This window comes from Spirochaetota bacterium, assembly GCA_025061835.1.
In the GTDB taxonomy this organism is placed as follows: domain Bacteria; phylum Spirochaetota; class Brevinematia; order DTOW01; family DTOW01; genus SKYB106.
The window spans coordinates 25,443-50,545 of sequence record JANXAC010000002.1; the positions used below are offsets into that span (position 1 = coordinate 25,443).

The 25,103-nt window shown below is 35.0% G+C and carries 22 protein-coding genes and 1 tRNA gene; 15 read left to right on the forward strand and 8 right to left on the reverse strand.

Annotated elements, in window-relative coordinates:
• Positions 1-195 precede the first annotated feature (195 nt).
• The 3 genes from dnaA to trpB all read left to right on the forward strand — a co-directional run bounded on the left by dnaA (position 196) and on the right by trpB (position 5,734).
• Positions 196-1,704 carry a chromosomal replication initiator protein DnaA gene (gene dnaA, locus NZ579_01430; protein MCS7298607.1) on the forward strand — a complete coding sequence of 503 codons (1,509 nt, stop codon included), beginning with the start codon at positions 196-198 and terminating at the stop codon, positions 1,702-1,704.
• A 60-nt stretch (positions 1,705-1,764) separates the two neighbouring features.
• Positions 1,765-4,254: an adenosylcobalamin-dependent ribonucleoside-diphosphate reductase gene (locus NZ579_01435; protein ID MCS7298608.1), complete on the forward strand. Its 2,490-nt coding sequence runs from the start codon at positions 1,765-1,767 to the stop codon at positions 4,252-4,254.
• 289 nt (positions 4,255-4,543) lie between these two features.
• Positions 4,544-5,734: a tryptophan synthase subunit beta gene (gene trpB / locus NZ579_01440; GenBank protein MCS7298609.1), complete on the forward strand. Its 1,191-nt coding sequence runs from the start codon at positions 4,544-4,546 to the stop codon at positions 5,732-5,734.
• Between the two features lie 276 nt (positions 5,735-6,010).
• Here trpB and NZ579_01445 read toward each other — a convergent pair whose 3' ends face one another.
• Positions 6,011-7,366 carry an alpha-amylase family glycosyl hydrolase gene (locus NZ579_01445; protein MCS7298610.1) on the reverse strand — a complete coding sequence of 452 codons (1,356 nt, stop codon included), beginning with the start codon at positions 7,364-7,366 and terminating at the stop codon, positions 6,011-6,013.
• 356 nt (positions 7,367-7,722) lie between these two features.
• Between NZ579_01445 and NZ579_01450 the strand changes: the two genes are divergently transcribed.
• Together NZ579_01450 and NZ579_01455 are read left to right on the forward strand one after the other, a co-directional pair.
• Positions 7,723-7,795: transfer RNA gene (locus NZ579_01450), tRNA-Gly, on the forward strand.
• Positions 7,796-7,807: 12 nt separating this feature from the next.
• On the forward strand, positions 7,808-8,068 hold the full coding sequence (locus tag NZ579_01455; GenBank protein ID MCS7298611.1) for a ferredoxin family protein: 261 nt from the start codon (positions 7,808-7,810) through the stop codon (positions 8,066-8,068).
• Between the two features lie 24 nt (positions 8,069-8,092).
• Here the strand turns inward: NZ579_01455 and NZ579_01460 are convergent, their stop codons facing one another.
• From NZ579_01460 to NZ579_01470, 3 genes are read right to left on the reverse strand one after another with little or no spacing between them, the layout of a single operon-like run.
• Positions 8,093-8,467, reverse strand: a complete 375-nt coding sequence (locus NZ579_01460; GenBank protein ID MCS7298612.1) for a prepilin-type N-terminal cleavage/methylation domain-containing protein — start codon at positions 8,465-8,467, stop codon at positions 8,093-8,095.
• Positions 8,433-9,941 (reverse strand): glycogen/starch synthase, encoded by a 1,509-nt coding sequence (locus tag NZ579_01465; GenBank protein MCS7298613.1) that lies wholly within the window; start codon positions 9,939-9,941, stop codon positions 8,433-8,435. The genes NZ579_01460 and NZ579_01465 overlap by 35 nt, the downstream gene beginning before the upstream one ends.
• A gap of 35 nt (positions 9,942-9,976) precedes the next feature.
• Complete coding sequence (locus NZ579_01470; GenBank protein ID MCS7298614.1) at positions 9,977-11,173, reverse strand: OmpA family protein; 1,197 nt, start codon at positions 11,171-11,173, stop codon at positions 9,977-9,979.
• A gap of 367 nt (positions 11,174-11,540) precedes the next feature.
• Here NZ579_01470 and NZ579_01475 point away from each other — a divergent pair, with 367 nt between their 5' ends.
• Genes NZ579_01475 through NZ579_01490 form a run of 4 tightly spaced genes read left to right on the forward strand, consistent with a single transcriptional unit; the run spans position 11,541 to position 15,308 of the window.
• Positions 11,541-11,921 (forward strand): pyridoxamine 5'-phosphate oxidase family protein, encoded by a 381-nt coding sequence (locus NZ579_01475; protein ID MCS7298615.1) that lies wholly within the window; start codon positions 11,541-11,543, stop codon positions 11,919-11,921.
• A 2-nt stretch (positions 11,922-11,923) separates the two neighbouring features.
• Positions 11,924-12,406 carry a hypothetical protein gene (locus NZ579_01480; GenBank protein MCS7298616.1) on the forward strand — a complete coding sequence of 161 codons (483 nt, stop codon included), beginning with the start codon at positions 11,924-11,926 and terminating at the stop codon, positions 12,404-12,406.
• Complete coding sequence (locus tag NZ579_01485; protein ID MCS7298617.1) at positions 12,406-13,224, forward strand: pirin family protein; 819 nt, start codon at positions 12,406-12,408, stop codon at positions 13,222-13,224. The genes NZ579_01480 and NZ579_01485 overlap by 1 nt, the downstream gene beginning before the upstream one ends.
• On the forward strand, positions 13,221-15,308 hold the full coding sequence (locus NZ579_01490) for a cation-translocating P-type ATPase (protein ID MCS7298618.1): 2,088 nt from the start codon (positions 13,221-13,223) through the stop codon (positions 15,306-15,308). Before NZ579_01485 ends, NZ579_01490 begins: the two co-directional genes overlap by 4 nt.
• A 140-nt stretch (positions 15,309-15,448) precedes the next feature.
• On the opposite strand, the gene NZ579_01495 is transcribed toward NZ579_01490, so the two are convergent.
• Complete coding sequence (locus tag NZ579_01495) at positions 15,449-16,042, reverse strand: DUF429 domain-containing protein (GenBank protein MCS7298619.1); 594 nt, start codon at positions 16,040-16,042, stop codon at positions 15,449-15,451.
• Between the two features lie 352 nt (positions 16,043-16,394).
• Between NZ579_01495 and NZ579_01500 the strand changes: the two genes are divergently transcribed.
• Together NZ579_01500 and NZ579_01505 are read left to right on the forward strand one after the other, a co-directional pair.
• On the forward strand, positions 16,395-17,570 hold the full coding sequence (locus NZ579_01500) for a hypothetical protein (protein ID MCS7298620.1): 1,176 nt from the start codon (positions 16,395-16,397) through the stop codon (positions 17,568-17,570).
• Positions 17,571-17,712: 142 nt separating this feature from the next.
• On the forward strand, positions 17,713-18,075 hold the full coding sequence (locus NZ579_01505; GenBank protein MCS7298621.1) for a RidA family protein: 363 nt from the start codon (positions 17,713-17,715) through the stop codon (positions 18,073-18,075).
• Here the strand turns inward: NZ579_01505 and NZ579_01510 are convergent.
• From NZ579_01510 to NZ579_01520, 3 genes are all read right to left on the reverse strand, one after another.
• Positions 18,072-18,935, reverse strand: coding sequence for a hypothetical protein (locus NZ579_01510; GenBank protein MCS7298622.1), 864 nt, complete (start codon positions 18,933-18,935; stop codon positions 18,072-18,074). The genes NZ579_01505 and NZ579_01510 overlap by 4 nt on opposite strands.
• A gap of 5 nt (positions 18,936-18,940) precedes the next feature.
• Positions 18,941-19,657 (reverse strand): segregation/condensation protein A, encoded by a 717-nt coding sequence (locus tag NZ579_01515; GenBank protein MCS7298623.1) that lies wholly within the window; start codon positions 19,655-19,657, stop codon positions 18,941-18,943.
• A 69-nt stretch (positions 19,658-19,726) separates the two neighbouring features.
• Positions 19,727-21,391 carry a hypothetical protein gene (locus NZ579_01520; GenBank protein MCS7298624.1) on the reverse strand — a complete coding sequence of 555 codons (1,665 nt, stop codon included), beginning with the start codon at positions 21,389-21,391 and terminating at the stop codon, positions 19,727-19,729.
• Positions 21,392-21,490: 99 nt separating this feature from the next.
• Here NZ579_01520 and murF point away from each other — a divergent pair, with 99 nt between their 5' ends.
• Genes murF through NZ579_01540 form a run of 4 tightly spaced genes read left to right on the forward strand, consistent with a single transcriptional unit; the run spans position 21,491 to position 25,086 of the window.
• Entirely contained in the window at positions 21,491-22,882 is a 1,392-nt protein-coding gene (gene murF, locus NZ579_01525) for a UDP-N-acetylmuramoyl-tripeptide--D-alanyl-D-alanine ligase (protein MCS7298625.1), read from the forward strand.
• Positions 22,879-24,204 carry a hypothetical protein gene (locus NZ579_01530; GenBank protein MCS7298626.1) on the forward strand — a complete coding sequence of 442 codons (1,326 nt, stop codon included), beginning with the start codon at positions 22,879-22,881 and terminating at the stop codon, positions 24,202-24,204. The genes murF and NZ579_01530 overlap by 4 nt, the downstream gene beginning before the upstream one ends.
• Positions 24,205-24,243: 39 nt before the next feature.
• Positions 24,244-24,408: a hypothetical protein gene (locus NZ579_01535; protein MCS7298627.1), complete on the forward strand. Its 165-nt coding sequence runs from the start codon at positions 24,244-24,246 to the stop codon at positions 24,406-24,408.
• A 6-nt stretch (positions 24,409-24,414) separates the two neighbouring features.
• Positions 24,415-25,086: a metallophosphoesterase gene (locus NZ579_01540; protein ID MCS7298628.1), complete on the forward strand. Its 672-nt coding sequence runs from the start codon at positions 24,415-24,417 to the stop codon at positions 25,084-25,086.
• Positions 25,087-25,103 lie beyond the last annotated feature (17 nt).

Consider the following 25,103-nt stretch of genomic DNA (forward strand, 5'->3'; position numbering starts at 1 on the left):
TGATATAAGTTTAGAAAAGACTTCAATAGATTTATACAAACATACTTTTACATTGAAGACAGAATCACAAGTTTATTCCAATGATACAATGCGTTGTAATCTTTGATGATATTCATAATTTAGTTTCAAAATTAGTGTTGCTAAAAAAGGCTAGGATTTTTTATAAATATATTTACCTTAACATAAGGTGAAGCTATGGAAGGACTTTTGAGGGTATGGGAGGAGTTTGTAAATATCGTTACTATCGGTAATGAATTTGATAAAGTTGTTCTCTCAAAAGTCAAGCCATACTATAAGAATGGCAAATTTGTGATATCTGTGAACGATGAATTCACCAAAACTTGGATTGAGAAAAATTATCTTGATAGGATAATATCAACTTTTAAGTATTATGATGTTGAGGTAGAGCTAGTATTGAACTCAACTAATGGTAATACAACTCACAATCAAGTTAATAATACCAATGTAAATCAATCTACTAAAGCAACAAAGGAAAACCTCAAGCAACCAGTGGAAAAGTCTGAGAAAACTCGCTCAAGAAAGACAGGTTTAATTAGAGAAGAAGATAATTCAACTTGTGATACAAGCATTCTAAACACATCAAATGAGTTTGATAATAAAGGTATTGAAACAAATCTCAATAGTCTGCCAAACATAAACCCAAGATACTCATTTGAATCGTTTGTTATAGGTCCCAGTAATGACTTTGCATATCACTCAGCTTTAGAAGTAAGTAAATACCCGGGCAAGAGCTACAATCCACTTTTCATATATGGTGAGGTAGGTTTAGGTAAGACACATCTTTTACATGCTATAGCAAACGAGATAAATAAGACCAAAAGATTAAAGAAAGTCGTGTATGTAACCAGTGAGCAGTTCACAAACGAATTCTTCAAAGCACTGAGTTCAAAGAGTATCCATTCTTTTAGGATGAGATATAGGGAGGTAGATATTTTACTCATAGATGATGTCCAGTTTTTCAAGTCAACTATGAGACAAGCGATTGAAGAATTGTTTCACACTTTCAATAAATTGGCACAAGATAGGAAGCAGATGGTTTTCACGAGTGATAGACCACCTAAGGAACTTGAAGAAATAGATGATAGGCTAATAAGTAGGTTTGAGGGGGGATTGGTTGTAGAAATTAAAAAACCAGAACTTGAAACAAGATTGAATATACTTGAGAGAAAGTTCAAGGAAGAAGGTATAGAGTTGGAGGCAGAGATTCTGAATTTCATAGCAGAGTCTATAGTTAGTAGTGTAAGAGCTTTAGAGTCCGCAGTAAATAGAGTATGTGCTTTTTTATCATTTAAGAAGGGAAGTCTTGATATTTCAACTCTCAAAACACTTCTGAAAGATATTATTGAGGTTGAGAGAGAAGAAAAGGAGTTCGTTGAGATCACCTACACGGTAGATGATATACTTAAGGCTGTTTCTAAATATTACGAAACTAGTATTGACAATATAATTTCAGGTGATAAGGGAGAAGACATTGTAACGATAAGGCAGATTAGTATGTATCTTGCAAAGAGACTTACGAACCTAACATTCTCGCAAATAGGAAGTAGGTTTGGTAAAGTTCATAGCACCGCTATGAGGGCTTACGAAAGAATTGACTCAATGATCAAGAAAAATCTATCTCTCCGTGAGCAGATAAAAGAGATAATTTCAATCCTAAAGAGCTCTAAACGAGTTGCCGTTTAAAGAGAATCAATTTTTGGATTTACATACAAATTATTTAAACTTTTATTATGGGGAGGGAATATGAAAAGTATTGAAATATCAAAGGAGACTCTGGACTGGTTTGGTGGAGATGAACTTAGAAGCAGAGTTTTCGCTGAAAAGTATGCATTAAGAGATTACAATGGGAACATAATAGAAAAAACTCCTGAAGAGATGTGGAAGAGAGTTGCTAGAGCCATCGCTTCCGCTGAGCCAACGGAGGAGAAGCAAAGAGAGTGGGAGGAAAAGTTTTACTGGCTTTTGGAAGACTTTAGAATGGTTCCGGGTGGTAGAATAATGTTTGGAGCTGGTCAAACTCAAAGAAAGGCAACCTTACTTAATTGTTATGTAATCCCCATAAAAGGTGATAGCATTGAAGACATCTACGAAGCAATGAAAGAGATGGCAAGAACATACAGTTATGGTGGTGGCGTTGGAATTGATATATCGGTCTTAAGACCGAAGGGGTCTCCAGTTAAAAACTCTGCTTATACATCAACAGGTTCAGTTTCATTTATGGATCTATACTCTCTGACAACAGGAACTATCGGTCAAAGTGGTAGAAGAGGAGCGTTAATGATCACTATACATTGCGCTCATCCAGATGTTGAAGAATTTATAGTGATAAAGAATGATCCATTGAGAATAAAGGTCAGATACGCAAACATATCAGTCCTTATAACCGATGAGTTTATGGAAGCAGTCCAAAGAGATGAAAATTGGGAACTTTGGTATCCTGACTTAATGAGAGAGAGTGATTTTCTAAAAGAATTTGGAACTACTGATATTCAAGAAATCGTGGGTTTTCTAAGAAAAAGAGAGGATTTTGTTGAGATAGATGTTTCAAAAAGAAGTTTCTATCACTTCCCTGACAAAACTTACTTTTATGTTGTGAATAAAGGTGAAATTAGAAAAAAAAGAGTCTATAAAATCGTTAAAGCAAAGCAAATATGGGATAAGATAATTCACAATGCTTGGGCATCTGCAGAACCTGGAGTGATATTCTACTCTACTATGAGAAATATGTCTACATCGGAGTATAATGATATGCACATACTTACTACCAACCCCTGTAGTGAGATACCTCTTGAACCTTACGGTGATTGTTGTCTAGGTAACATAAACCTTGAGAGGTTTGTTTTGAACGAATATCAGAAAGATGTAGAGGTTGATTGGGATAACCTTGAAAAAGCAGTTAGATATACTGTTAGATTCCTTGATGATGTGCTAACATACAATTATGAAAGACACCCTCTTAAAGAACAATCAGAAGCTTCTGTGAGGAGTAGGAGAATAGGGGTTGGATTTACGGGGCTTGGTGATATGTTAATAAAGATGAAGATAAAATACGACAGTGAGGAAGCAATTGACTTCGTTAATGACCTTATGAACAGAATAAAACATATTGCCTACGACGAGAGTGTTAATTTAGCAATAGAAAAAGGAACATTCCCAAACTTTGATGCAAAAAAACACTTACAATCACCTTTCATTAAGAAATTAGACAAGAACCTTATAGAGAGAATAAAGAAGCATGGTCTCAGAAATGTTGCACTTCTTACAGTTCCTCCCGTAGGTAGTGGAGCACTACTTGCGGGTGTCACTAGTGGAATAGAACCAGTTTTTGCTCTCTCTTACATAAGAAGAAGTGAGTCCCTTAGTCAAGAGTTCTTCAAGGTTTATCATCCTCTGGTTCAGAGATATATGGATAAGTTTGGTATCCAACACGAGGAAGATCTACCGAGTTTCTTCGTTACGGCACACCAGATAGACCCTTATTTCAGAGTTAAGATGCAAGCAACAATACAGAAACATATAGATCACAGTATATCATCAACAGTTAATCTACCTGAATCTACAACTGAGAAAACCATAAGTGATATTTACTTCTATGCTTGGAAACTGGGTTGTAAAGGAATAACAGTATATAGGGAAGGTAGCAGAGAAGGAGTGCTTATAACAGAAGATAAAGCAAAAGAGAAGCAGAGCAAAGAAAAATCTGAATTCAAGAGACCGAGAATAATGTCAGGTGAGACGCTTAAATTTAGACTTCCGCAAGGTGCTCTTTATGTTACGGTTAATAAAGATACAGAAGGACAGATAAAGGAAGTGTTTATAAACATAGGTAAAAGCGGTGGTAATGAAAAGGCAGATGCAGAAGCAATAGGAAGACTCATAAGTATATACTTACAAGATGGAGGAAGTATTGACAGTGTGATAAGACAACTTGAGGGGATAAAAGGTGATGAGACATTCTGGGATCAGGGAATAGCATTACATTCAATACCTGATGCCGTTGCAAAAGCATTATCAATAATCCACAAAAATGCTTACCAAGAAAGAATATCAGATACAAAACAATCAGACGATGAAATTGAAAATCATAGTTCTATAGCATCAAATGGAGGAAATGGAAAAGTATCAAAGGTCAATCCAAAGATGGAAAAGTGTCCTAGTTGTAGCCAAATAACACTTATTTATGAAAATGGTTGTTATATCTGTAAATCATGCGGATATACAAAATGTTCGTAATGTAAATACACTCATAGATATTCTGTTAAAAGTCTACATAAATAATAGCATTTCTCAAGGATATCTGATAAATGAATAATAAATACAACTGGATGTTAGGGTAATTTGGATATAATTCTGATAGAGTATGAATGTTTTTCTTACTATTATAGTAAGACTGCGATTAACCTAACTAATATCCGTTTAGTTTTTAGAAGATTGCTTGACAGTTTGGTTTTGACTTATTATTTATAATCCTGTTTTGGTGACTATCAACTGAAAAGCGATGTTTTTAATCTGAGGTATTGTTATGACAAAAGGATGTTTTGGAGATTTTGGAGGTAGATACATACCTGAGGTCCTTTACCCTGCCATAACTGAACTAGAAGAAGCATACTACCGGATAGCGAAGACTAAAGAATTCAAAAGAGAACTTGAATATCTTTTGAATAACTATGCAGGGAGACCTACACCTCTGTATTTTGCTAAAAACCTTACCGAGCACTGTGGTGGAGCAAAGATATACCTAAAAAGAGAGGATCTATTACACACTGGAGCGCACAAAATAAACAACGCATTAGGACAGGTTTTACTAGCAAAGAAGATGGGTAAGAAAAGAGTCATAGCGGAAACTGGAGCGGGACAGCATGGTGTTGCAACTGCTACTGCTTGTGCTCTGCTTGGTATAGAATGCGTCATATACATGGGAAAGGTTGATGTAGAAAGACAGAAACCTAATGTTTTTAGGATGAAACTTCTCGGGGCTGAGGTAGTTCCCGTTGAAAAAGGTAGTCAAACACTCAAAGACGCTATCAACGAAGCAATGCGAGATTGGATAACGAATGTCAACAATACTCTTTATGTAATAGGTTCGGTTGTAGGACCTCATCCATATCCTACGATAGTGAGAAATTTTCAGTCTGTTATAGGTAAAGAAACAAAACGACAGATACTCGCAATGGAAGGAAGACTTCCAGATGTTATAGTTGCTTGCGTTGGCGGTGGCAGTAATGCGATAGGTATATTCTATGATTTCATAAAAGAAAAGAATGTTAGGCTAATTGGCGTTGAAGCAGGTGGAATTGGTGATGGTATAGGTGAAAACTCTGCTACACTTTCGTTTGGAAAGGTTGGTGTTTTACACGGTGCAAAATCCTACCTACTCTACGATGAGTATGGTCAGGTATCAGAGACACATTCTATCTCGGCAGGACTTGATTATCCTGGAGTAGGACCAGAGCATTCCTATCTAAAGTCAATAGGTCGCGTTGAATACACATTCGTAAGAGATACAGAAGCACTTGAAGGTGTAATGACACTATCTCAAAAAGAGGGGATAATTCCCGCGTTAGAGTCCGCTCATGCGGTTTATTTCGCTACCAAGATTGCCTCCTCGTTGGACAAAGATAGCATAGTAATAGTGAATCTCTCTGGCAGAGGAGACAAGGATCTTAGTATAATAATGGAATCAATGAAGTATGAACAGAAAAACCTTACATAAAAGCAATTTAACATTTGGTCTCCGTATTATAACTGAGTTCTTGACGGTTTAAGATATTATGATACCTATAAACATTTAATAGATGGTTGCTTTGAGGTCTTTATACAAGGAATCCGTCAAACTTCTGTATCCCAATAATGATATTGAGTTAAACAGAATTTCAATCCTAGATTGATTAGGTTTTTTAACTAATTAATTTATATCAGTGTATGGTTAGTTAGGATGAATTTGTAAAGGAGTTAAGTGATTATAGGGGGATAAAACCCCCTTTAGTTATTAATACCCTCTTGGAGCGTAGACTGCGTATCCGTAAGGTGCCGCCCAAAGGTCAGCATACCCACTTCCGTCAGTCCACTTGTTATTCGGTCTTGCGGTATCCTTACCATCCCAAGCATAGACATTAAGTTCAGTGTTAGCCCACTTTGTCCTAACTCTAGCACCTTTCCATTGAACACCATTATCGTTTATTACTATCACAAGTCCTGGGTTAGAACCATACCCATTTCTCTGTGCTATGTATAGGTCATTATCTGCATATAAGATGGTTGTTGAACCACCCGCTAGCCTCCAATTAACCCATAATAATTGTTGTATTCCCCTTGCTGTTCCTCTCCTCGCAAGTCCATAATCATAGTAATCCTTCCACCACACTGTCGGATCTCCTTCAGCAGTAAGTATATATGCATAAGCCATCATCTTATTCTGTGTTATCGGATCAGTATCGTGGTTCCCAACAAACGTAACAGCCTTAGTAGGTCTAATACCTACAAGTCCAGCAAACTGTAATCCTCTCATATCATAGTATCCATTACCTAATGCCATATCTCGCAAAACATACAGTAATGAAAAGTCAAAAGTCTTTACACCTGCTCTGTTAGCAGTATCAACCCACCAAGCAAGTGTATCTCTATTACCATCCCAGTATTCTCCTACTATGAATGGTTGTCCAGTGTTGTCATAAACATACGCCGCAACCCAAGGAGCAAATCCCTTCGTGTAGTCAAGCCTCCAGAAGTCAAACCCAGCATTAGCACTGTTCTTAAGCCAATTAAGCCATGCTATTATGTTTGTCTGGACATAAACTTTGTCATGGCATACATCAGGATAACCACCGAAAACACCGCTATCACTTGCGTGTATGTCATTAGGATGGAAGTCCCAATAACTAGCTCTAAACCTACCACTGGCAACCTTTGAGAAGTCAGTCCAAGTGTTGCCACCGGTGAAAGGATTGTATTGAGAATCTCCACCGGCTCTATGGTTTAAAACGATGTCCGCCATCGCCCTCATACCATAGGATTTTATGCTTGATATTAAACTCCTCAGTTGCGATTGAGTTCCGAACCTTGTTGCTGTTGTGCCTTTCTGGTTATACTGACCTACATCATAGTAATCGTAGGGATCGTATCCCATGGAATATCCACCATTCATAGCCTTTGAAGGAGGAGGTAGGTAAATGACTTCAAGTTTATCACTAGCAAGCTCAGCAACTTTACCTTGGACAGTTGTATACCATCCATTTGGCACATCCCAGTAGAACGCCTGGAATACTCTCCAAGCACCAGCATCCTCAACTGCTACGAAGGATGCTAACACAACCAAGGTTAACCCCACTAACGCTAATAGCCTCATAAATCACCTCTCTGTCTCCCTAAAGGAGATTTTTCATTAAAACAATATACAATTACTATACCATCCAATAGATATTATCTTTGAGACCATTTTGTATAGTTAAGATTAATCATAAACCAAAATATTTTGGTTTTTATATGCTGAAGGTCTATTTAAAATTATGTTTTAATGGTATATATCAATTAAGATGCACTACAATTTTGAACTAATGTTGCACCAATATATTAGTGTTAGTGCATACTATTCCTAATTTCTTATTTATGAAACATCTCACAAAAAATTTTAGACTTTATTGCTTCAGTCATAATATTGTTGAAAGCAATCCTATAAATTTATATAATTCTCTATGTTGAGTTGCGGGAATAGCTCAGTAGGTAGAGCATCGGCTTCCCAAGCCGAGGGTCGCGGGTTCAAGTCCCGTTTCCCGCTTAGGAGGTTTCTATGCCAAGAGTAATTACCGAAGCCTGCATAGGTGTTAAAGATGCTTCTTGCGTTCAGGTATGCCCAGTTGACTGCATACATCCAAGACCAGACGAAGCAGACTACGCTAATGTGGATCATCTGTACATAAACCCTGATGATTGTATAGATTGCGGCGCTTGCGAACCAGCATGTCCCGTTAGTGCTATCTTCCCCCTTGAAGATGTTCCAGACAATATGAAATCATATATAGAAAAAAACGCAAGTTATTACAAGAAATAGATCTCTAGGGGGACCTTTGTCTCCCTAAAAATCATAAATAGAAGTAGAAACGCTAAACTTACTGTCGCTGTTGGTTGTAAATATAATTACATTATACATTCTAGGGTTAGTGGAATAAATAGTTGTCACTTCTACCTCTACGAAAGTTCCACTAATATTGGTATTGAATTTCGCTTTGTCGTAAAATATAGTATTTTCTAATAGTATCTTGTTGTATACATGTTTTACGAGGTTTATGTTTTCATAAATGACTTTTGACTTACTGGTTAGCGATACAACATACCTGTAAGTTTCAACCACAGAGAATATCATGATAGAAACTACAAGTATTGCTACAATAACCTCTATTACTGAAAAACCTTTGTTATCTTTTGCTAGTTTTGTAAATTTCTTCAACATAGGTTTTAGCCGATTCAGACCAATAAAATTCGGATCTCATGGCTGTATCTACTATCTTTCTCCATCGTTTGGGGTTTTTGTAATAAATATCAACTGCCTCCAAAATCTTGTCCCTAAAGCTTTGGGGTGAGTATTCGTAAAACTTAAATCCATTTATCTTATCTCTTACTATATCATTTAGAATACCAACACCCCTAACGAGAGGTACCGTTCCAAAAAGCATTGAAACCATGTGTAGTATAGAACTAGGTTCCACCATAGATGGTATCAATACAATGTCAGATGCGATTAGGTATTCTATTATCTCATCTTCTTGAACATTTTTTACCCAGTATACTTTTGATGGATTTGACTTTGCAATTTCATCTATAGCAACTTCTCTAAAATCATCTCCTTTGCCTATTAGTATTAGTGATATTTTGTTTTTAGAGATAAGATCGCTAAGAACTTCATAAATTAATGATATTCCTGTTTTCTCTGTAAATTTACCTACAAAGAGTAGTAATATACTACTCTCGTCAAATTTAATTCTTTTACATACTAGCGACTTAATCTTATATTTGTTGCCTATGTTATCTTTGGTGTAATTCAAACCTTTCTTTGATAGAATAGGATTATCTTTTGGTGTGAATGAAGAATTAACTCCAGGTATTACGTACTTTATCTTGTTTTCAATAACCTTTTGGTTTATGAGCCCCTCAAGACCGTTGCCGAACTCTTCTCGCTTGATCTCCTCAATGTAAGAAGCACTGCAGAAAACAGTAGCATCACTAAAGACGATAGCACCTTTTACTATGTTTACCTTGTTGTAGAACTCTAGATACTCGTAGCTGTAGTATCTCCAATCTATACCTAAAATTGGATACTGTTCGGGTGTAAATATTGGCATATCGTCAAGTGAAGGTAATGTAAATATTACCTTTGACTTATTAATAAAATTATCATACTTATACAATGTTTTTGCGTATATTGATGTTATACTAGCCCACTTACCTATCACATGTATGACATCTGGTCTGAATGGAATTGTCTTAAGCGACTCAAGAGCAGATTTGGAGAAGATTGAAAATCTTTGAAGGTTATCAGGATAGAAGAAACCATTACTAGGATCCACTGTAAAGCCTTCTCTATTAGATAGAAGTGGTTCGTTTACAAAGATAAAATTCATTTTGGAACATTCGTGGCTTCTTATTTCTATCTCTTTCTCTTCTCTTCCATCTCTTTCAGCTACAGTTATTTTTTCAGAGGAGATATACTTGAAATCACGAAAATTATTACTACTTTCGATACTCTTATGCCATGGAAACACTAGAATAACATTATGTCCCAAATCTCTCAGATTTCTGGATAAATCGCATACAAAGAAATTTTCAAAATTTAAAAAGTCTATCCCCCTTGTGAAAAAATGGTCTATGATATCTGAAACTATAGCAATATTAAGGGGTTTTATTTCTTTCTGCTTCTTTATTATCATAAATCCTCCTACTTATGATTAATTATAAACTTAATTTATTTTCCCCATATTAGTTTTATCTCAACTCTACGGTTTTTAGCTCTATTCTCATCACTTGTGTTAGGAACTACTGGTCTGTCAGGACCATAACCTCTGTAAGACACTTTGTCTGGTTTTATACCGCTCTGAATTAAAACATTAGCGACTACCTTAGACCTGTTATCCGAAAGAGTCAAATTGAATTCTCTTGATCCAACATCATCAGTATGCCCTTCTACAACGATATCAACCTCATCGTACTTCTTGAGGATATCTGCTAATTTGATCAACATTTCCCTATAGCTAGGTTTTATGTTATAACTTCCTGTATCAAAGAGTATGTCTGATATACTAACTTTTATTTCGTTATCTTCAGGAGGTGAAACAGAAACATCAGAACTCAGTTTTTCAATCTCTCTAGCGAGTTTGTATTGTTTTGCTACATCTACAGGGATCACCTCCATAACACCTACAGATGTTCCTTGATGTCTTGTTGAACTATATGGATAGCCAGACAGGTAGGTTTTAGTTATGTCAAATATCTCTCTATACTCAGAAAATATGCCATTTTGAATATCCCAACTGTATTTTGTTGAAGAACTGAACTTTATATCTTTTATATACTTACCCCCAGGATTATTGAAGAAGAAGTTATACTCTGCGTTGAATATCACTAAATTCCTACCCCCCTTCATAACAATATCATCAACACTATAATTAACAACATTTCTAACCCTAACTATCTCATCCTTCTCGGTTATTATATCCTCACCTAGCGCTTGCCACTTGTAACCTCTGGCTACTGGAGACCTACCAAAACTAGGTATTCCCCTTCTAGGAGGAAGGTAACTATCAGCTAAGACTTTCATATTCCCATACCTATCTATCATGAAATCAACCTCATCAACCCTAGATAGTTTATATTCAACATCTACATTCTGCTTTCTTGTCATATAGTAGAACATATACTTCACGGTTACAAAGTTTTCACCGTCCTGTATAGAATATCTATATGGTTGCATAGTTATTTTTGACATAGCCTCTACAGTTCTAAAAAACAACCCATCTATATAAATATCTTGTTTTGTATATACCTTTAGCCTATAGATGTTGTTCGTTGAAAACTTATAGTCCAAAGTAAAAGATGACGAAATATAGGGTATAAAAAATATAGTCAATAACGTTATAACAAATACAACTACAAAAGATTTCATATCTAAAAGTATAGATAGAAATTAATAAGTGTTTCAAGTTAATTAATATGGGTCAATAAAGTCTAAAGTTTTTTGAGAGATGCTTCATAAAATAGTTTAAGGTTATGGGAATGGATATTTTTAGTATATCACACCTCTTGCTCCTCTGTTTTCTTTCTCTTTTCTTTCTTTTCAAAACAACACCAAAAGGATGAGAGATGATATGCAACATATACAAGAGGACAAGAAGATTGTGAAATACCTTAAGTTGAAATATCCAAAAAACCTAATCGTGAATTTTAGACTTCATTGGACTTAAATAAAATAAATTGAAATTGACACCATAAGGTTATATAGTCTATATTTATAAAGACTTGGAGATACTTTTATGAAATTATCAAAAGAAGCAATTGACTTTTTGAAGGAAGGTAACGGTATAACCATAGTCGCAACCGCTAGCGAGTTTGGAATAATCAACCTTTCACCAAGATTTATACTTGAAACTAATGATGATAAACTATTTTTCGTTTCAGGATTTCCTAACAAAACTTTGTATAACCTCAAGAAAAATCCAAAGGTTTGTATTTCAAAATGGGATAATGACGTTAAGGGTAAAGTTAGGTTTCTGAAAATCAAAGGTTATGCCAAAAACTACACTTCTGGAGACATATACGAAAAGTTGTCAAAAATGGTTCAAGAGATTGGGTTTCCTAAACCTCTCGCTATTACTGAAGTCTCAGTAGAAGAATTTGAATTATATGGAGGCTAATTATGGATGTCAATATAATTGATAATAAAGTTCTTGAACTTCTCAAACAAAACAAAGGAATCATAGCCTTCGGTTATATAGGTAAAGGAGACTATCCTATAGCAGAACCAAAGTTTGTTGTAGATATTGACTTATCTTCAAATACCTTGTCGTTCTTTGAGAGTAAGCAAGAAGTTGCTGATTATATGAAAAATTCAAAATCAGTAAGTGTTTCGTTGTTTGACTGGAGCGGTAAAGTATTTGATGGATATCAACTGAAAGGAATAGTTGAGGTTTTTCCTAAAGGTAGTAAAGTCTTCAACGAGATACTTGAAAGGTATAATTCAAGGTCTCTTAAACCTGAGTTTCTTAATGAGTTTTTAGCATTGATGGAAGAGAGTAAAATAATACCCACAAAAAACTTTATCATTCAGATTAAGTTCAACATTAAATATTCCCAAGCTCCGTCTCCTGAATCTGCAAAGCCAATAGTAGTCTTAAGGTAATGAATAAGTATTCTGATGTTATTGACATACACAAAGGAATTGATACGATGGAGGGGGGAGGAGTATACATTAGGAGATACATTGGATACAAACCTAACTATTTTGACCCATTCTTGCTTCTAGATGAGATCAAGAATGATAAACCTGAAGAATATCAAAAAGGATTCCCAATTCACCCTCACGCAGGTTTTGAGGTTATCACATACCTTGTTTCAGGAAAGATAGTCCATAGCGACTCAACCGGATCAAGGTCAGAAATATCAAGTGGTGATATTCAGTTTATGAACACAGGTTCAGGAGTAGTTCATTCTGAAATGCCAATAGCCACTGACAACAAACTACTTTGGGGATTTCAATTGTGGATAAACATACCATCAAACTTAAGAGAATCAGAACCCTACTACAAAAACTATCACCAGATAACACTACGAGAAAATGATATTGAGGTAAACATCATAGCAGGTAAGTATGGTAATATTAGTCAGAATAATTACAGCAAACAACTGTCAAAATATATATCCGTCAGGTCTCTTGGAAAATCAACTTTCAACATAGACATAAATGAAGAACACAACGGTTTTATAGTCGTTTCAGAAGGTAGAATTGATGTTAATGGTTCAGATGTTGGTGAGGGAATGATCGCACTTCTGAATACTGGTAAGGTTGAGGTATTAATGGAACCAGATACCTTCATATTATTCGTAGAGGGTAGAATGCTAAAAGAACAATTCGTTAGGTACGGACCTTTTGTAATGGATGATGAGGAAGGAGTGCTAAAAGCAATAAGAAACTACAGAAGGATTTCTCAACAACTATGATTGACTTAAGGTTTCAGATATCAGGAATGAGTTGCACCTCCTGTGCTAGAACTGTTGAGAAAATTATACTAACCTCTCCTGATGTTTATAAAGTAAAAGTTGATTTCACAACAGCAGTAGCACATATATCCGCAAAAACAAGTATTAACCTGTCTGATATTAGAAGAAAACTAAAAGATTTTGGATATGACCTAGCGCCACTAGAAGATAATGTAAGACTTGATGTTGAAAGAAGAAGAGTATTTTTAGCGTTCTTTCTATCCCTACCTCTCTTCATTTTCATGGTTCTTAAAATGTTTGGAATTCATATTCACAATACTTTGCTAGAAGTCCTAACTTTTGTCTTGTCAGCCTCCGTTGTCATAGTAGTAGGTTTTAGAATACACAAAAACGGCATTAGGTCACTACTTTATTTATCACCTAACACTGATAGTCTTGTGTCTATAGGGTCTTTATCGGCATTATTAACATTCTTTCTGAACAAGGTATTTCAGATAGGTGATTTTTCAGTTGAGGCAGTAATAGTGATGGATGTATTTATTCTAGGAAACTATATCAAAACAAAACTTTCAGAAAGTGCTGTTAGGTCACTAAAAGAGTTATATAAAATTTTCTCAAACCACGCAACTATAATAGAGGATGGTAAAGAAGTAAAGAAGGATATAGGTGAAGTCAGGGAAGGGAATATCGTTGTTATCAAGTCGGGAGAGAGAATACCAATTGATGGTGTTGTGATTGAGGGGAAGAGTAGCATTGAAGAATCCTTTATAACAGGCGAAGCAAAACCTAGAGTTGTAGAGAGAGGAGATAAAGTTTTTGCAGGAGGTTATAACATTGATGGTTTTCTCAAGGTAAGAGTAAATAAAAAAATTGAAGATACCCTTCTCTACAAAACGATACAACTCGTTGAAGATATAAAGTATTCAAAATTACCTATACAAAACATAGCAGATGCTTTCGTTAAATATCTTGTGCCTGTTGTTCTATTTGTTTCTTTATTCTCGCTAATATTTTGGATAAGTATAGGTGATCTTAACAGAGGTATTGTAAGTTTTGTTTCAGTTCTTGTGATTGCCTGTCCATGTGCTTTGGGCATTGCAATACCAACTGCACTAGCAGTCGCGATAGGAATACTATCTAAAAAAGGAATAATCATAAGAAACTTTGAAAAAGTCAGATTATTTAAAAGGGTAGATACATTCATTTTTGACAAAACTGGAACACTTACCGTTGGAAAACCCAGAGTGGTTGAAATTTCACTTGACAGTAGATATGCAAGAAACATATTTTATCTCTCCTCTCTATCTGAACACCCTCTTTCCATAGCCTTAAAGGATTACCTGAAGGATAATTTCGCCGATGTCTCTGAAGAAACTAGTCAAGTAGATCAATTTAAGGTTCTACCGGGGGAAGGTATTGAAGGTATAGTTGATGGGAAGCGATTTAAAATACAAAGGTCAAAGGAAGAAGACAAGACAACATCTTCAGATATATTCCTTTTTGATAGTAACGAATGGCACAAAATAGGTAAAGTTTATTTTAGCGATACTCTCAAGGAAGAAGCAAGAGATATTATAGAATACTTGAAAACCTACGGAAAGATCATAATGCTAACTGGTGATAAGTGTAGTGTTGCAGAAGATATCTCAAACAAAACAGGAATAGAAGAGTATTATTGTTCCCTTTTACCTCACCAGAAACTGGAGATTGTTAAAAACATTCAAAATCAAGGTAGAATTGTAATGTATGTAGGGGATGGAATAAACGATACTCCTAGTCTGAGTGCATCAGACATAGGGGTTGTGTTTTCAAGTAAAGACAACATCGTAGCAAGTATAGGAGACTTTGTAATAACATCTAAAAACTTAAAAGATTTAAAATTCCTTATAGATTTCTCAAGGACATTGGATAGGAAGATAATTCAAAATCTTGTCTGGGCTTTTGTCTATAATCTCATCGCCATACCAGTTGCATTTATTGGGCTTCTAACACCTTCAATAGCGGAAGTTTTAATGGCTTTGAGTTCTATAAGTGTTGTTCTAAATTCTCTCACCTTGCGTGGAAGGTCAAAGAGTCTGGATTAATAACTACTATGTAGGATCAAATGGATTTGTTGAGTAAAAAGTCTAGAATCTTGCTTACTCACCTAGTAGAAATTGAATTGATTGATAGATATTCTACTAGTTCAAAGTCCTTTCTTTAATACCTTTCGGTTTGACACATTCTACACTATCACTATCTCACCATCTTTTCCAGACAATACTCTTGATTTTTCGTTAAGGTGGTATATTCCAATCAGTAAAGATGCAATAGCATCAAGTTCATCTTGAGTGTATTCTCTAGATTCCAATTCTAGACCTAATGTATGGAATAGTTCTATAATACTATGCTTATCCTTCCTATTTACTCCAAAGTAATCATACAGGGCGCCCGGTAGTGTCTCAAAAATTTTCTTACCCATACTTTCCAGTTCTCTTTTTATCACAAGTCCTCTCTCCGTTAGCATTCTCATAGGTCCCAGTGTTATAGGAAAGAATTTTATTCCAAGTTCTTTGAGCATTACATCACATTCCCTTAGGTGTCTTCCTTTCCTATCGTTTATTGTCTTTCTTCCTTCAGGAATACTCAATGGGGCATCTATGAATACAAAGTCAAAATCTCTTGAAATCTGTATAATATCTTCGTTGGAATGAATAATTCCAACAACTGTTTTGTCGTTGCGTATGAACGCATAACCTGTATTTCTCCTAGAGCTACCTGCAAGGTCTATACCTAAAACCCTATCCTTAAGAGTTAGTCTTTTAATACTAAACTCCATAAACCTCTAGTAAATTATAATACTTCTTACCAAGACTATGTCTAAAAGATCAATCACACAAAATAAAATTTCTATTGAATTAGCCAATAAATTCCAATTTTTAATTATCAGATAATACTATTTAGACTTTTTGCTTATCCATCTTTTTGTTTTAGATAGTATTTGCTAGTCTCAAAATTTTGCTTCATATTGCTCTTTCAAGCGTTTGTAGGATGAATTTTCACCTATTCTCAACGGAAACTACAAACGAAAGAAGAAACTCAACTTTGGTTACTAACTTTACTTTTTAGTTCATTAAGTTTGATATTACTCAAAAGGTTATGTTTATACTATTTGTTGAGTTTAGTCAGGTATGAGAAAACTTTTTAGTTTTTTAAAGGAAAGACAGGACATAGTTTTATTTTTCCTATCGGTTTTGGTAGTCTTGTTTAGACTGCTTTTCTACGATATGATATCATGGGACTACAAATACCACATATCCAAATGGTATGACACACTTAAAACTGAAGGTTTCAGTGCTTTTTCAAAAACTTTTTCTGACTACTCACCAATGTATCTGTATCTGATTTATTTTTTGACTTTTATTCCTCTACACGGTCTCTATTCAGTCAAACTCCTCTCAACAATATTTGATATAATCCTTGCCTTCGTATCCTCAAGAATAGTATTTAGACTAACATCAGATACTCCCGCTTCAAAATTGTCTTTTCTTGTTGTCCTATCTTTACCAACCGTAATTATGAACAGTTCCTACTGGGCTCAGTCCGATATGATATTCACAACCTTTGTCCTTTTAGGTGTGTTAAACTTTATCCAGAAAAGGTATTTCTTAGGCTACTTATTTATAGGTGTTGCCTTTTCGTTCAAACTACAAACAGTTTTTATCCTACCAGCAGTTGCAATAATCACCCTCTACTACCTAATATACGAAAGGAAAGTAAGATTCCTATTTTATCCAATACTCATCCCACTAGTGTATTTTGTTTCAATAATACCTTCCTACATAGCAGGTAAAAGTTTGGTTGAACTCGCAACAATATATTTGAATCAAACTGAAACTTACAAAGATGTCACGTTAAGCGCTCCAAATATCTATACCTTTATACCTAGCGACTTTGGTAGAGAGTATTCTTCAACAATCACTATCATTGGAATAATCCTAACTTCTCTGATAACTATAACCTTGGTAGTTTATTTCTTGATCAACTACAAAAGGATTGTTCAAAACAACTATGAGAATAGTATAGTAATGTTGTTTTTGCTTTTTGCTTTAGTTGAGCCTTACTTTCTTCCTAGAATGCACGAGAGATATTTTTACATTGCTGATGTCCTTTCGGTGATATTTGCTTTTAAGTTTAGAGACAAGTGGTTTTTACCTGTTGTAGTCGTCCTATCATCTACCCTCGCATACATACAGGTAAATATACTTCTAGGTCTTGTAATGGTCGCAGTTCCTCTTGGAGTTGTGATAGTCTGGTATGTTTTTTATGTAAGGAAAGTTTTAGTATTAGAAACCAAGACAACATGAAAATTATCATTCTTGGAAAATTCCTAAATCCACATCTAAAGTTCAACACTCAAGAAACCTTAGACTAGCTACTCCGTCTATTCCGTAGATGTCCTTGGATACAAATATCAAGAATGCTAAAGGATTCTTTAAAATACACTTTATGAAGTTTGTTGATGAGATTGGTGGAGTGAAGCCTGTTGGTCATTACTCGTCCGCTGTTATCTTACCCAACGGTTTTCTTTTTCTATCAGGGCAAATAGCAAATGGCGATTCAGTAGAAGAACAAACCCGGAATGTGCTAAACAACATCTCAAAAATTCTCTCGGAACTAGGATATTCAAAAAACGATATTTTCAAGGTAGTAGTTTATATAAAGGATATATCAAAGTTTCCGCAGTTCAACGAAGTTTATAAAGAGTTTTTTGGAGAGCACAAACCAGTAAGAACTACCGTAGAGGTTAGTAGATTACCAAAGGATTCACTGATTGAAATAGAAGTAGCCGCTTTTAAAGTAGCACCTTAAAGGTTCTTCACAAATACTTTGTCGGAGGATAGAATATATTGCGAGTTAAAAACTTTGTCAATCACCTTGAAACCTCCGTCAAACTCAAGAAGGACTCCAACATTCTCATCAAAGTCAAAAACAGAAACTAACATATCTTCATCTACCTTCTTCACATCCACAACCTCAAACCAAGAAGACCTAACTGGTATTTGGATTGTTTCATAATCTCCTTTTTCTAGAGTCATTAGAAAACCATTGAAACCAAATTTTTGCCACATATTCACTCCCAGCACAATCCTACCCTCATATGCCTCAATCCCTGAAAATTCCCACAGATCGTTGTTTATGTTTATTTCAAGAAGTTCAAGTTCATTCTCAAACCTTACCAATATACCTCTGTAATTATCCTTATCAACTCCATAGAAGAAGTATTTATTATCATATCTAATACCACCTCTGAATTCATATTCACCCATAAGCATCACAGGAAGTTTTAACCTCTCAAGCGTATTGATTATGAAGACATCACCATTCATTACATCATCACTAGGCTTGTAGAAGTTCCCTACCGCAACATACCCATCACTCCAAACAAACTCTGAAAATGTGTCATACACAGCTTTTTCTGAAACTATATCTAGGTTTTTGTCCAGAAACAATACTCCCGCAGATCTATAGAAATTCTGATTTACATAGAAACCAGATAGTATCACCTTACTTTCAGTTTTGCTAACACTTCTACAGTAGAAGTTATTAATACTATCTATTATCTTACTATCCTTTTTAATTATTGTTGAGTATTGGTTAAGTGAATTCAGAAAATCAAAACCATTGACACTACCGACTGGTGTGAGTTTGGTATGTTCCAGTATTTCCATAGACTTTACCTTTTCAACACAAGAATGTCATCAAAGTGTTTTTCTTGTTGCAGCTTTGTAATCTCTGACCTTGTTGTCTCAAGTATTGCGATGAATGATGTTATCTGTTGTAAAACTGGTTCTGACATAACAAGCTCAGAGAAGCTAAATGAATACCTTGAGTTCAGTATTTTCTTTATCTGATCTATCTTTTCTGAAATATTTACCTCATCCCTTTTTAGTTGGTATTTTCTATCTCTCTGTATGTTTATGAAATACTTTACTGCTAGTCTTACCAGATCCTGGAGAGTATAGTCTTTATGCTTTATAATGCTTCTTTTAACCTGCTTTGACAACATCATCTGTCTAATAGCTCGCTTATTCTTTAGTAAGTCTCTCAAAACTCTAAACTCCTTGATTATCTCTAGTTGGGATAGCAACACCTCCGTTTCTGCTTCCATATCTTCATCTTTTGGAACAGGTTTTGCTAACAGAGTCGTAGCTTTCAGATAGAGTAGAATACTTGCTATCCTTACAAACTCTGCGGATGTTACAAGTTCCGGCTTATTGTTTCGTGAATATTCAATATACTGATCTACTATTTTTGTTAGTGATACTCTTGTTATATCAAGTTTATTTTTGGTTATGAGTGTAAGTAGTAATCCAAGAGGACCTTCAAACTCATCAGTTTTTACACTAATGTCAACCTCAACAAGTGGTTGTTTATTACCATTCCCATCCATCTGTTTAAATCATATTAGTTTCTGTTGTAGCTTTTCAAATTATTTCCCTTGAGCTTCAAACCTGAATAATTACCTAACGAATATTGATGTCGTTGCAAAACCACCTATCGGAAAGTCTTCTAGGACTTCTTCTTCTAATATGAAGGGTATAATATTTTTAGATTTTGGGCTTATGTTGAAGACTGTTGAGAGATAGTTTGGAAGTAGGTTGTAGGTATATCCACTACTCGCGTATCCAGATGAGGGAATCTCAACATACAGAACAAGTTTATCTGTCCTCAAATCCTGTGATATAAAATTGTATAACTTTTCATAGGTGTCAAAAACTATCGTTTCGGGGAATAAGTTTAACTTCTGTATAGTTCTTGATGCTCTGTTAATGGCACCTATGTTTATTCTCGTTCCACTCTGAACCCAACTCGGTATCTTAAGATTAAAGTCTCTTGTTATTATTTGGTCTCTAAACTTTTTTATACCTACGGTTACTCTAATATCCTCACCGGGAGAAACTACTACCTTTGACGGAATTACAAACGCAACAAATCCAACATCTATCGGTTCAGTTTCAATCCTAACTCTCACTTCTTCTATATCAACACTAAAAATAGGGTTATAGATTAGAAAGTCAAGTATAGAATTCACATCAAGAATGGATATAGCATAACCATAACCCATCTGATAGACAGGTATAATATCACTAAAGTCAATGTTGTATTTTTTATCAACTCCTTCAAACTTGAATGAGACTCTACAGTCAAGTTTGACATTACCTTCTCCAAAGATACCTTTGCTCTTCAGAACCGACTCTGTTATGGTAGCAGATACCAGCGAACTTAAAATACCGCTTACTTTAGCAATTTGGTATTTATAGGAGTATTGTCCATCAACATCAATAAACACTTTGATAGTAGGTGCCGTTTTACCTACTATTCCAAATATCCCACTACTACCATCAAACTCCATACTACCAACAATCTGTTTTGGAACACCCAGTTTAAATGACAGACTCTGTCTAGGAACGATTGTAACTATATCCACCTCTGATATAGGAACTGATGTCTTACCACCTAGAAAGGCTGGATGCCCTAGTGCAAAAACTTTATCGCCATCAACATAACTTACAGTTCCTATGGCAGTAAGTTCCATATCACCAGAGACTAGATTGATACCTATTGCATCACCAGGTTTAAACCCTCTTTGTGCTGTTTCGTATTTCAAACCAAATGACGAAAACGAGTCAATTATTAAAAAGTTATCTTTCATAGTGCTTTCAATAAGGCTTTTGGTTATTTTAGAAGCACCACTTAAAAGTATAGGTGTTACATATTTCAAATCGCCTGGCAGTGATACGTAGTTCTTTAGGTAGTTTTCAAGAGTTATCATATCTTCTATCGGAGTTATCCCTACAATAGGTTCTTTTAGAAATGTCCAAGTGAATGCAACTGCTCCAACAAGTTTATTGTCTATATATACAGGACTACCACTCATCCCCGCAACAACACCAGTAGATCTTATCTCTTCATCATCTATCCTTGCTATTATAACTCCAGATTTAGGACTATTCTTGAAGACACCTATAACCTCAAAAGAAAATTCTTTGAGAGTGTTGTTATTCCATCTAGTTATACCTATACCCTTCTGCCCACTCTTGACATCAGAAAGATTAACAAAAGATGAAAAACACAAGGAAAAGGTATTTAGGATCGCAAATAATACTATAAAAACCCTTTTCATACTTTAAAAATAATAAATAAACTTTTTCAAAGATTCCAAACTTACAGGCTTCAGTATAATTTTAAAGTCTAGGTTATGCTTTTTTAAAATAGATATTGTATGATAGAAGTTTCCGTCAGTTGGCTTGCTAAAGTTTCACGAGGTAGGCTTGCATACTCTAAAGGACCTAAACTCATAAGCGGTATATCTACTGACTCAAGAAATATAAAAGAAGGTGAATGTTTTGTAGCACTGAGAGGTAAAAATTTTGACGGTCATAACTTCGTCAAAGAGTGTCTATCAAAAAAAGTAACAACTTTTGTTGTTGAAGACGCTTTTTTCAATTCCAATACTAATCTTTTTGAAAGTGCTAATGCCATTGTAGTCAAGGATACTTACAGAGCATTGATGGATATAGGTAGTGCCTACAGAAACGATTTTGTGCCTGATAAGAAGATCATAGCGATAACTGGTAGTTCCGGTAAAACTACTACTAAATACATTATAGCACAGTTGCTTTCATACAAGTATAAGGTAGAATTCTCACCTAAAAGCTATAACAACAATGTAGGTGTTCCATTGTCTATTCTAAAGATAAACGAAGATACAGACATAGGTGTCTTGGAAGTCGGAATGAACAGAAAGGGTGAGATAAGGAAACTTTCAAAAATTATTATGCCTGATGTTGGCATCATAACCAATATAGGATACGCCCACATAGAATTTTTAAAAACTGTCAGAAATATAGCACTAGCAAAGTCGGAACTATTTGAAGGCATACGACAAGGAGGAGTTGTATTTCTCAATAAAAATTCAAGATATTTGGATGTTCTTGAAGTAAACGCAAAAAGATTCCAACTTGATATTCACTACTTTGATGTTAAAGAAGCTAGAGTAATACAGAATAGAGGAATAGATGGAGTTGTGTTTGAATACGATGATGTTGAGTTTGATACATCGGTTCCTGGAACCCATAATATTGAAAATTTGGTTTGCGCCTTTGAGATAGCAAAGTTTTTCGGAATTAAAATATCTGACCTAGTGTCAATAGTCAAAAATCTATCCCTGCCAGAGATGAGGAATAATGTTATAAGAGGATGGTTTACAGTGATAGATGACTCATATAACGCAAATCCTGACTCTATGATGATGGCTCTTGACCTTTTGGATAGTGCTAAATCTAAAGGTAAGAAGATAGCAGTTCTTGGAGATATGCTTGAGTTAGGGGAACATTCTCAAAAACTACATCTACAGGTAGCTGACCACATACTTAATAAGAATATTGACTACATTCTGTGTTATGGCGAGAATTTCTCTCTAGTCCATGATTATCTTATTGAAAAGGGGATGGATAAAAATAATGTTATATCCACCTCAAGCATAAACGAAATAGCGGATATACTAGGTTACCTCGTCAAAGAGGGGGATATAGTGCTTGTCAAAGGTTCAAGAGGGATGAGATTGAATGAGATCGCTTCGTTCCTAGAAAATAAGATGAAGGAGAATGTATGATTTTTGCAAAATTCTTCCTATCAGTTCTATCAATAATAGTATCTATCTTCTCTTACTTGTATATACTCAAAATCTTAATTACCTTTAAGTTTCCCTTAATGGTTAATGTTATTCTCATCAGCGGTGCTATACTCCTACTTGCTTTGTTCGGTATTGTCAGTCTTTACATAAGAAGAATAAGAAAATATGATGTTTCAAGATTGGATGTTAATGATGTTCAGAGCATTTCAAGGTTTTTGTCATTCGTCCCTATTTTTTTCGCGGCACTCTCTGTGTTGATCGTAGTATCAATATCTGCTTATGAGTATCGGACAACAAGAAATATTACAAACTTTTTTAATGTTATTGTATTTTCGCTACCTATAGCATTTATATCATACTATCTAGTCAAGATTTCCTTACTTGAGGTAAGACTCAGTGGTTTCTTTTCATTCAGTCGGCGTAATTCTGTAAGCATTCTACTGTCTTTCTTGATTGTGATGTTGTTCAATGTACTTGTAGGATTAGGCTTTGTGCTTATTTCCGTATTATACATAAAGAAGTCACTGATGGTTGTCATCTATGTAGTGGTTTTTTCATTTATCACTTCCCTAATACTTTTCGTTTGGAATCTAGCTTTGAAGTTGAGGTATGTCATTAAGATCCTAAAAGTTCCAGAAATGTTTGAGAGTTATGTTCCTGTTCTCTCTAACGATGAGATAGGTTTAATTTCGGTTTATCTTGATGGTATTTTATCCGAATGTAGGCAATCATACAATTTCCCTAGAATATATCTAGGAGACAAGAAAGTTGATATTGAGTTAGGTAAGCACTTCTGTGGCTGTGTTTGGCTAAAACTCTTTGATGTTCCTTCTCTGTTTTCAGAGTTCTCTGAAAAAGTTATGGATGATATACAGATAACCTTCGCTAGGATTGAGTCTAAGGTTATTGAAAGTAAAGGGTATGTTGCTAGATTTGATGGGACTGAGATGTATATAGTCTGGGGGCTAGATGGAACCGACTGGGGTGATAACCTTAAACAGTTTGTCAATTTTCTATACTCTGCTTATAAACAGAATGTTTTTGACAATATAAGTGTCCTAAAAGTTGGTATTGCTAGTGGGAGAGTATTTGTAGGTAGAACCGAAAGTATATACGGCAATCTGCCATACATTTTCGGAGAGGGTATAATTGAAAGTTATATCGTCGGCAAGTATGTTAAAGGTGATGGATTTTTTGCATCAGGGGAAATCAAAGATCTCTTCGGAAATTACACTTACATAGATAAAGTCAGGGTAAAAGAACTGAACAAAATAGTAGAAATATACAGACTATTCATTTAAGATATACCATAAATGTATACATTATCGGAGGTCTGTTATATGGGTAAGAAGTATTATTACATTGAAGAGGGGGCACAAAAAGGTGCTAAGTTTGATTCTGTTGAGGAATTAAAACAGGCAATGTGGGAAATTTTTAAAGATAAGATGTCTAAAGATGAATTTGAAAAATACATTAAGGATAAGATAAAAGAAACAGAGGAATAAATGTGAATGAGACTACTCTGTGTAAGCGATGTCGTTGATAAATACTTATATAACTCTGATGATGCTATCAAGATAAAACCAGATCTTATAATATCCTGTGGGGATTTGCCAAGAGATTACTTGGAATTCCTCGTTTCAAAGTTCAATGTTCCATTACTGTTTGTCCAAGGCAATCACGATAATTATGATGCTATAGAAAGCAGAAAAGAAGGTGTTTTAGAACTCATAGGTGCGTCAAAATTTGATTTTAAAAGTAAGTATGATTACACTAGATCCTTGGCGGGGATGGAGATCGATAACAAGGTAGTTGTTTTAAACAAATTAATATTTTTAGGTTTTGAAGGATGTAACAGATACAACAATGGAAGGCATCAATATACTCAAAAAGAGATGTTTAGGAAAGTTAGAAAAACATACTTTAGACTTTTTGTGAATAAGATAATATACAACTCTTATGTTGATGTTGTAGTTTCCCACGCACCACCCTACGGAATACATGATAGAAACGATGTGGTTCATACAGGGTTCAAGGCATTCCTTGAATTGATTGAAAAGTTCAGACCGAAATATCTACTACACGGACATGTTCATATATACGACAACAGAGAAAGTAGAGTATTTGAGTATAAAGGCACAAAGATCATAAACTGCTACGGATATTATATCCTTGATTTGTAAAAGCTAATTAATATCCT

What these genes read in the sequence shown, in the direction of transcription:
- NZ579_01540 (MCS7298628.1), top strand. Translation starts at nt 24,415, where the DNA reads ATGAGACTACTCTGTGTAAGCGATGTCGTTGATAAATACTTATATAAC.
- NZ579_01470 (MCS7298614.1), bottom strand. Translation starts at nt 11,173, where the DNA reads ATGAAATCTTTTGTAGTTGTATTTGTTATAACGTTATTGACTATATTT.
- NZ579_01435 (MCS7298608.1), top strand. Translation starts at nt 1,765, where the DNA reads ATGAAAAGTATTGAAATATCAAAGGAGACTCTGGACTGGTTTGGTGGA.
- NZ579_01460 (MCS7298612.1), bottom strand. Translation starts at nt 8,467, where the DNA reads ATGTTGAAGAAATTTACAAAACTAGCAAAAGATAACAAAGGTTTTTCA.
- trpB (MCS7298609.1), top strand. Translation starts at nt 4,544, where the DNA reads ATGACAAAAGGATGTTTTGGAGATTTTGGAGGTAGATACATACCTGAG.
- NZ579_01495 (MCS7298619.1), bottom strand. Translation starts at nt 16,042, where the DNA reads ATGGAGTTTAGTATTAAAAGACTAACTCTTAAGGATAGGGTTTTAGGT.
- NZ579_01480 (MCS7298616.1), top strand. Translation starts at nt 11,924, where the DNA reads ATGGATGTCAATATAATTGATAATAAAGTTCTTGAACTTCTCAAACAA.
- dnaA (MCS7298607.1), top strand. Translation starts at nt 196, where the DNA reads ATGGAAGGACTTTTGAGGGTATGGGAGGAGTTTGTAAATATCGTTACT.
- NZ579_01465 (MCS7298613.1), bottom strand. Translation starts at nt 9,941, where the DNA reads ATGATAATAAAGAAGCAGAAAGAAATAAAACCCCTTAATATTGCTATA.
- NZ579_01510 (MCS7298622.1), bottom strand. Translation starts at nt 18,935, where the DNA reads ATGGAAATACTGGAACATACCAAACTCACACCAGTCGGTAGTGTCAAT.
- NZ579_01530 (MCS7298626.1), top strand. Translation starts at nt 22,879, where the DNA reads ATGATTTTTGCAAAATTCTTCCTATCAGTTCTATCAATAATAGTATCT.
- NZ579_01445 (MCS7298610.1), bottom strand. Translation starts at nt 7,366, where the DNA reads ATGAGGCTATTAGCGTTAGTGGGGTTAACCTTGGTTGTGTTAGCATCC.
- NZ579_01535 (MCS7298627.1), top strand. Translation starts at nt 24,244, where the DNA reads ATGGGTAAGAAGTATTATTACATTGAAGAGGGGGCACAAAAAGGTGCT.
- NZ579_01455 (MCS7298611.1), top strand. Translation starts at nt 7,808, where the DNA reads ATGCCAAGAGTAATTACCGAAGCCTGCATAGGTGTTAAAGATGCTTCT.
- NZ579_01520 (MCS7298624.1), bottom strand. Translation starts at nt 21,391, where the DNA reads ATGAAAAGGGTTTTTATAGTATTATTTGCGATCCTAAATACCTTTTCC.
- NZ579_01475 (MCS7298615.1), top strand. Translation starts at nt 11,541, where the DNA reads ATGAAATTATCAAAAGAAGCAATTGACTTTTTGAAGGAAGGTAACGGT.
- NZ579_01515 (MCS7298623.1), bottom strand. Translation starts at nt 19,657, where the DNA reads ATGGATGGGAATGGTAATAAACAACCACTTGTTGAGGTTGACATTAGT.
- murF (MCS7298625.1), top strand. Translation starts at nt 21,491, where the DNA reads ATGATAGAAGTTTCCGTCAGTTGGCTTGCTAAAGTTTCACGAGGTAGG.
- NZ579_01485 (MCS7298617.1), top strand. Translation starts at nt 12,406, where the DNA reads ATGAATAAGTATTCTGATGTTATTGACATACACAAAGGAATTGATACG.
- NZ579_01500 (MCS7298620.1), top strand. Translation starts at nt 16,395, where the DNA reads ATGAGAAAACTTTTTAGTTTTTTAAAGGAAAGACAGGACATAGTTTTA.
- NZ579_01505 (MCS7298621.1), top strand. Translation starts at nt 17,713, where the DNA reads ATGAAGTTTGTTGATGAGATTGGTGGAGTGAAGCCTGTTGGTCATTAC.
- NZ579_01490 (MCS7298618.1), top strand. Translation starts at nt 13,221, where the DNA reads ATGATTGACTTAAGGTTTCAGATATCAGGAATGAGTTGCACCTCCTGT.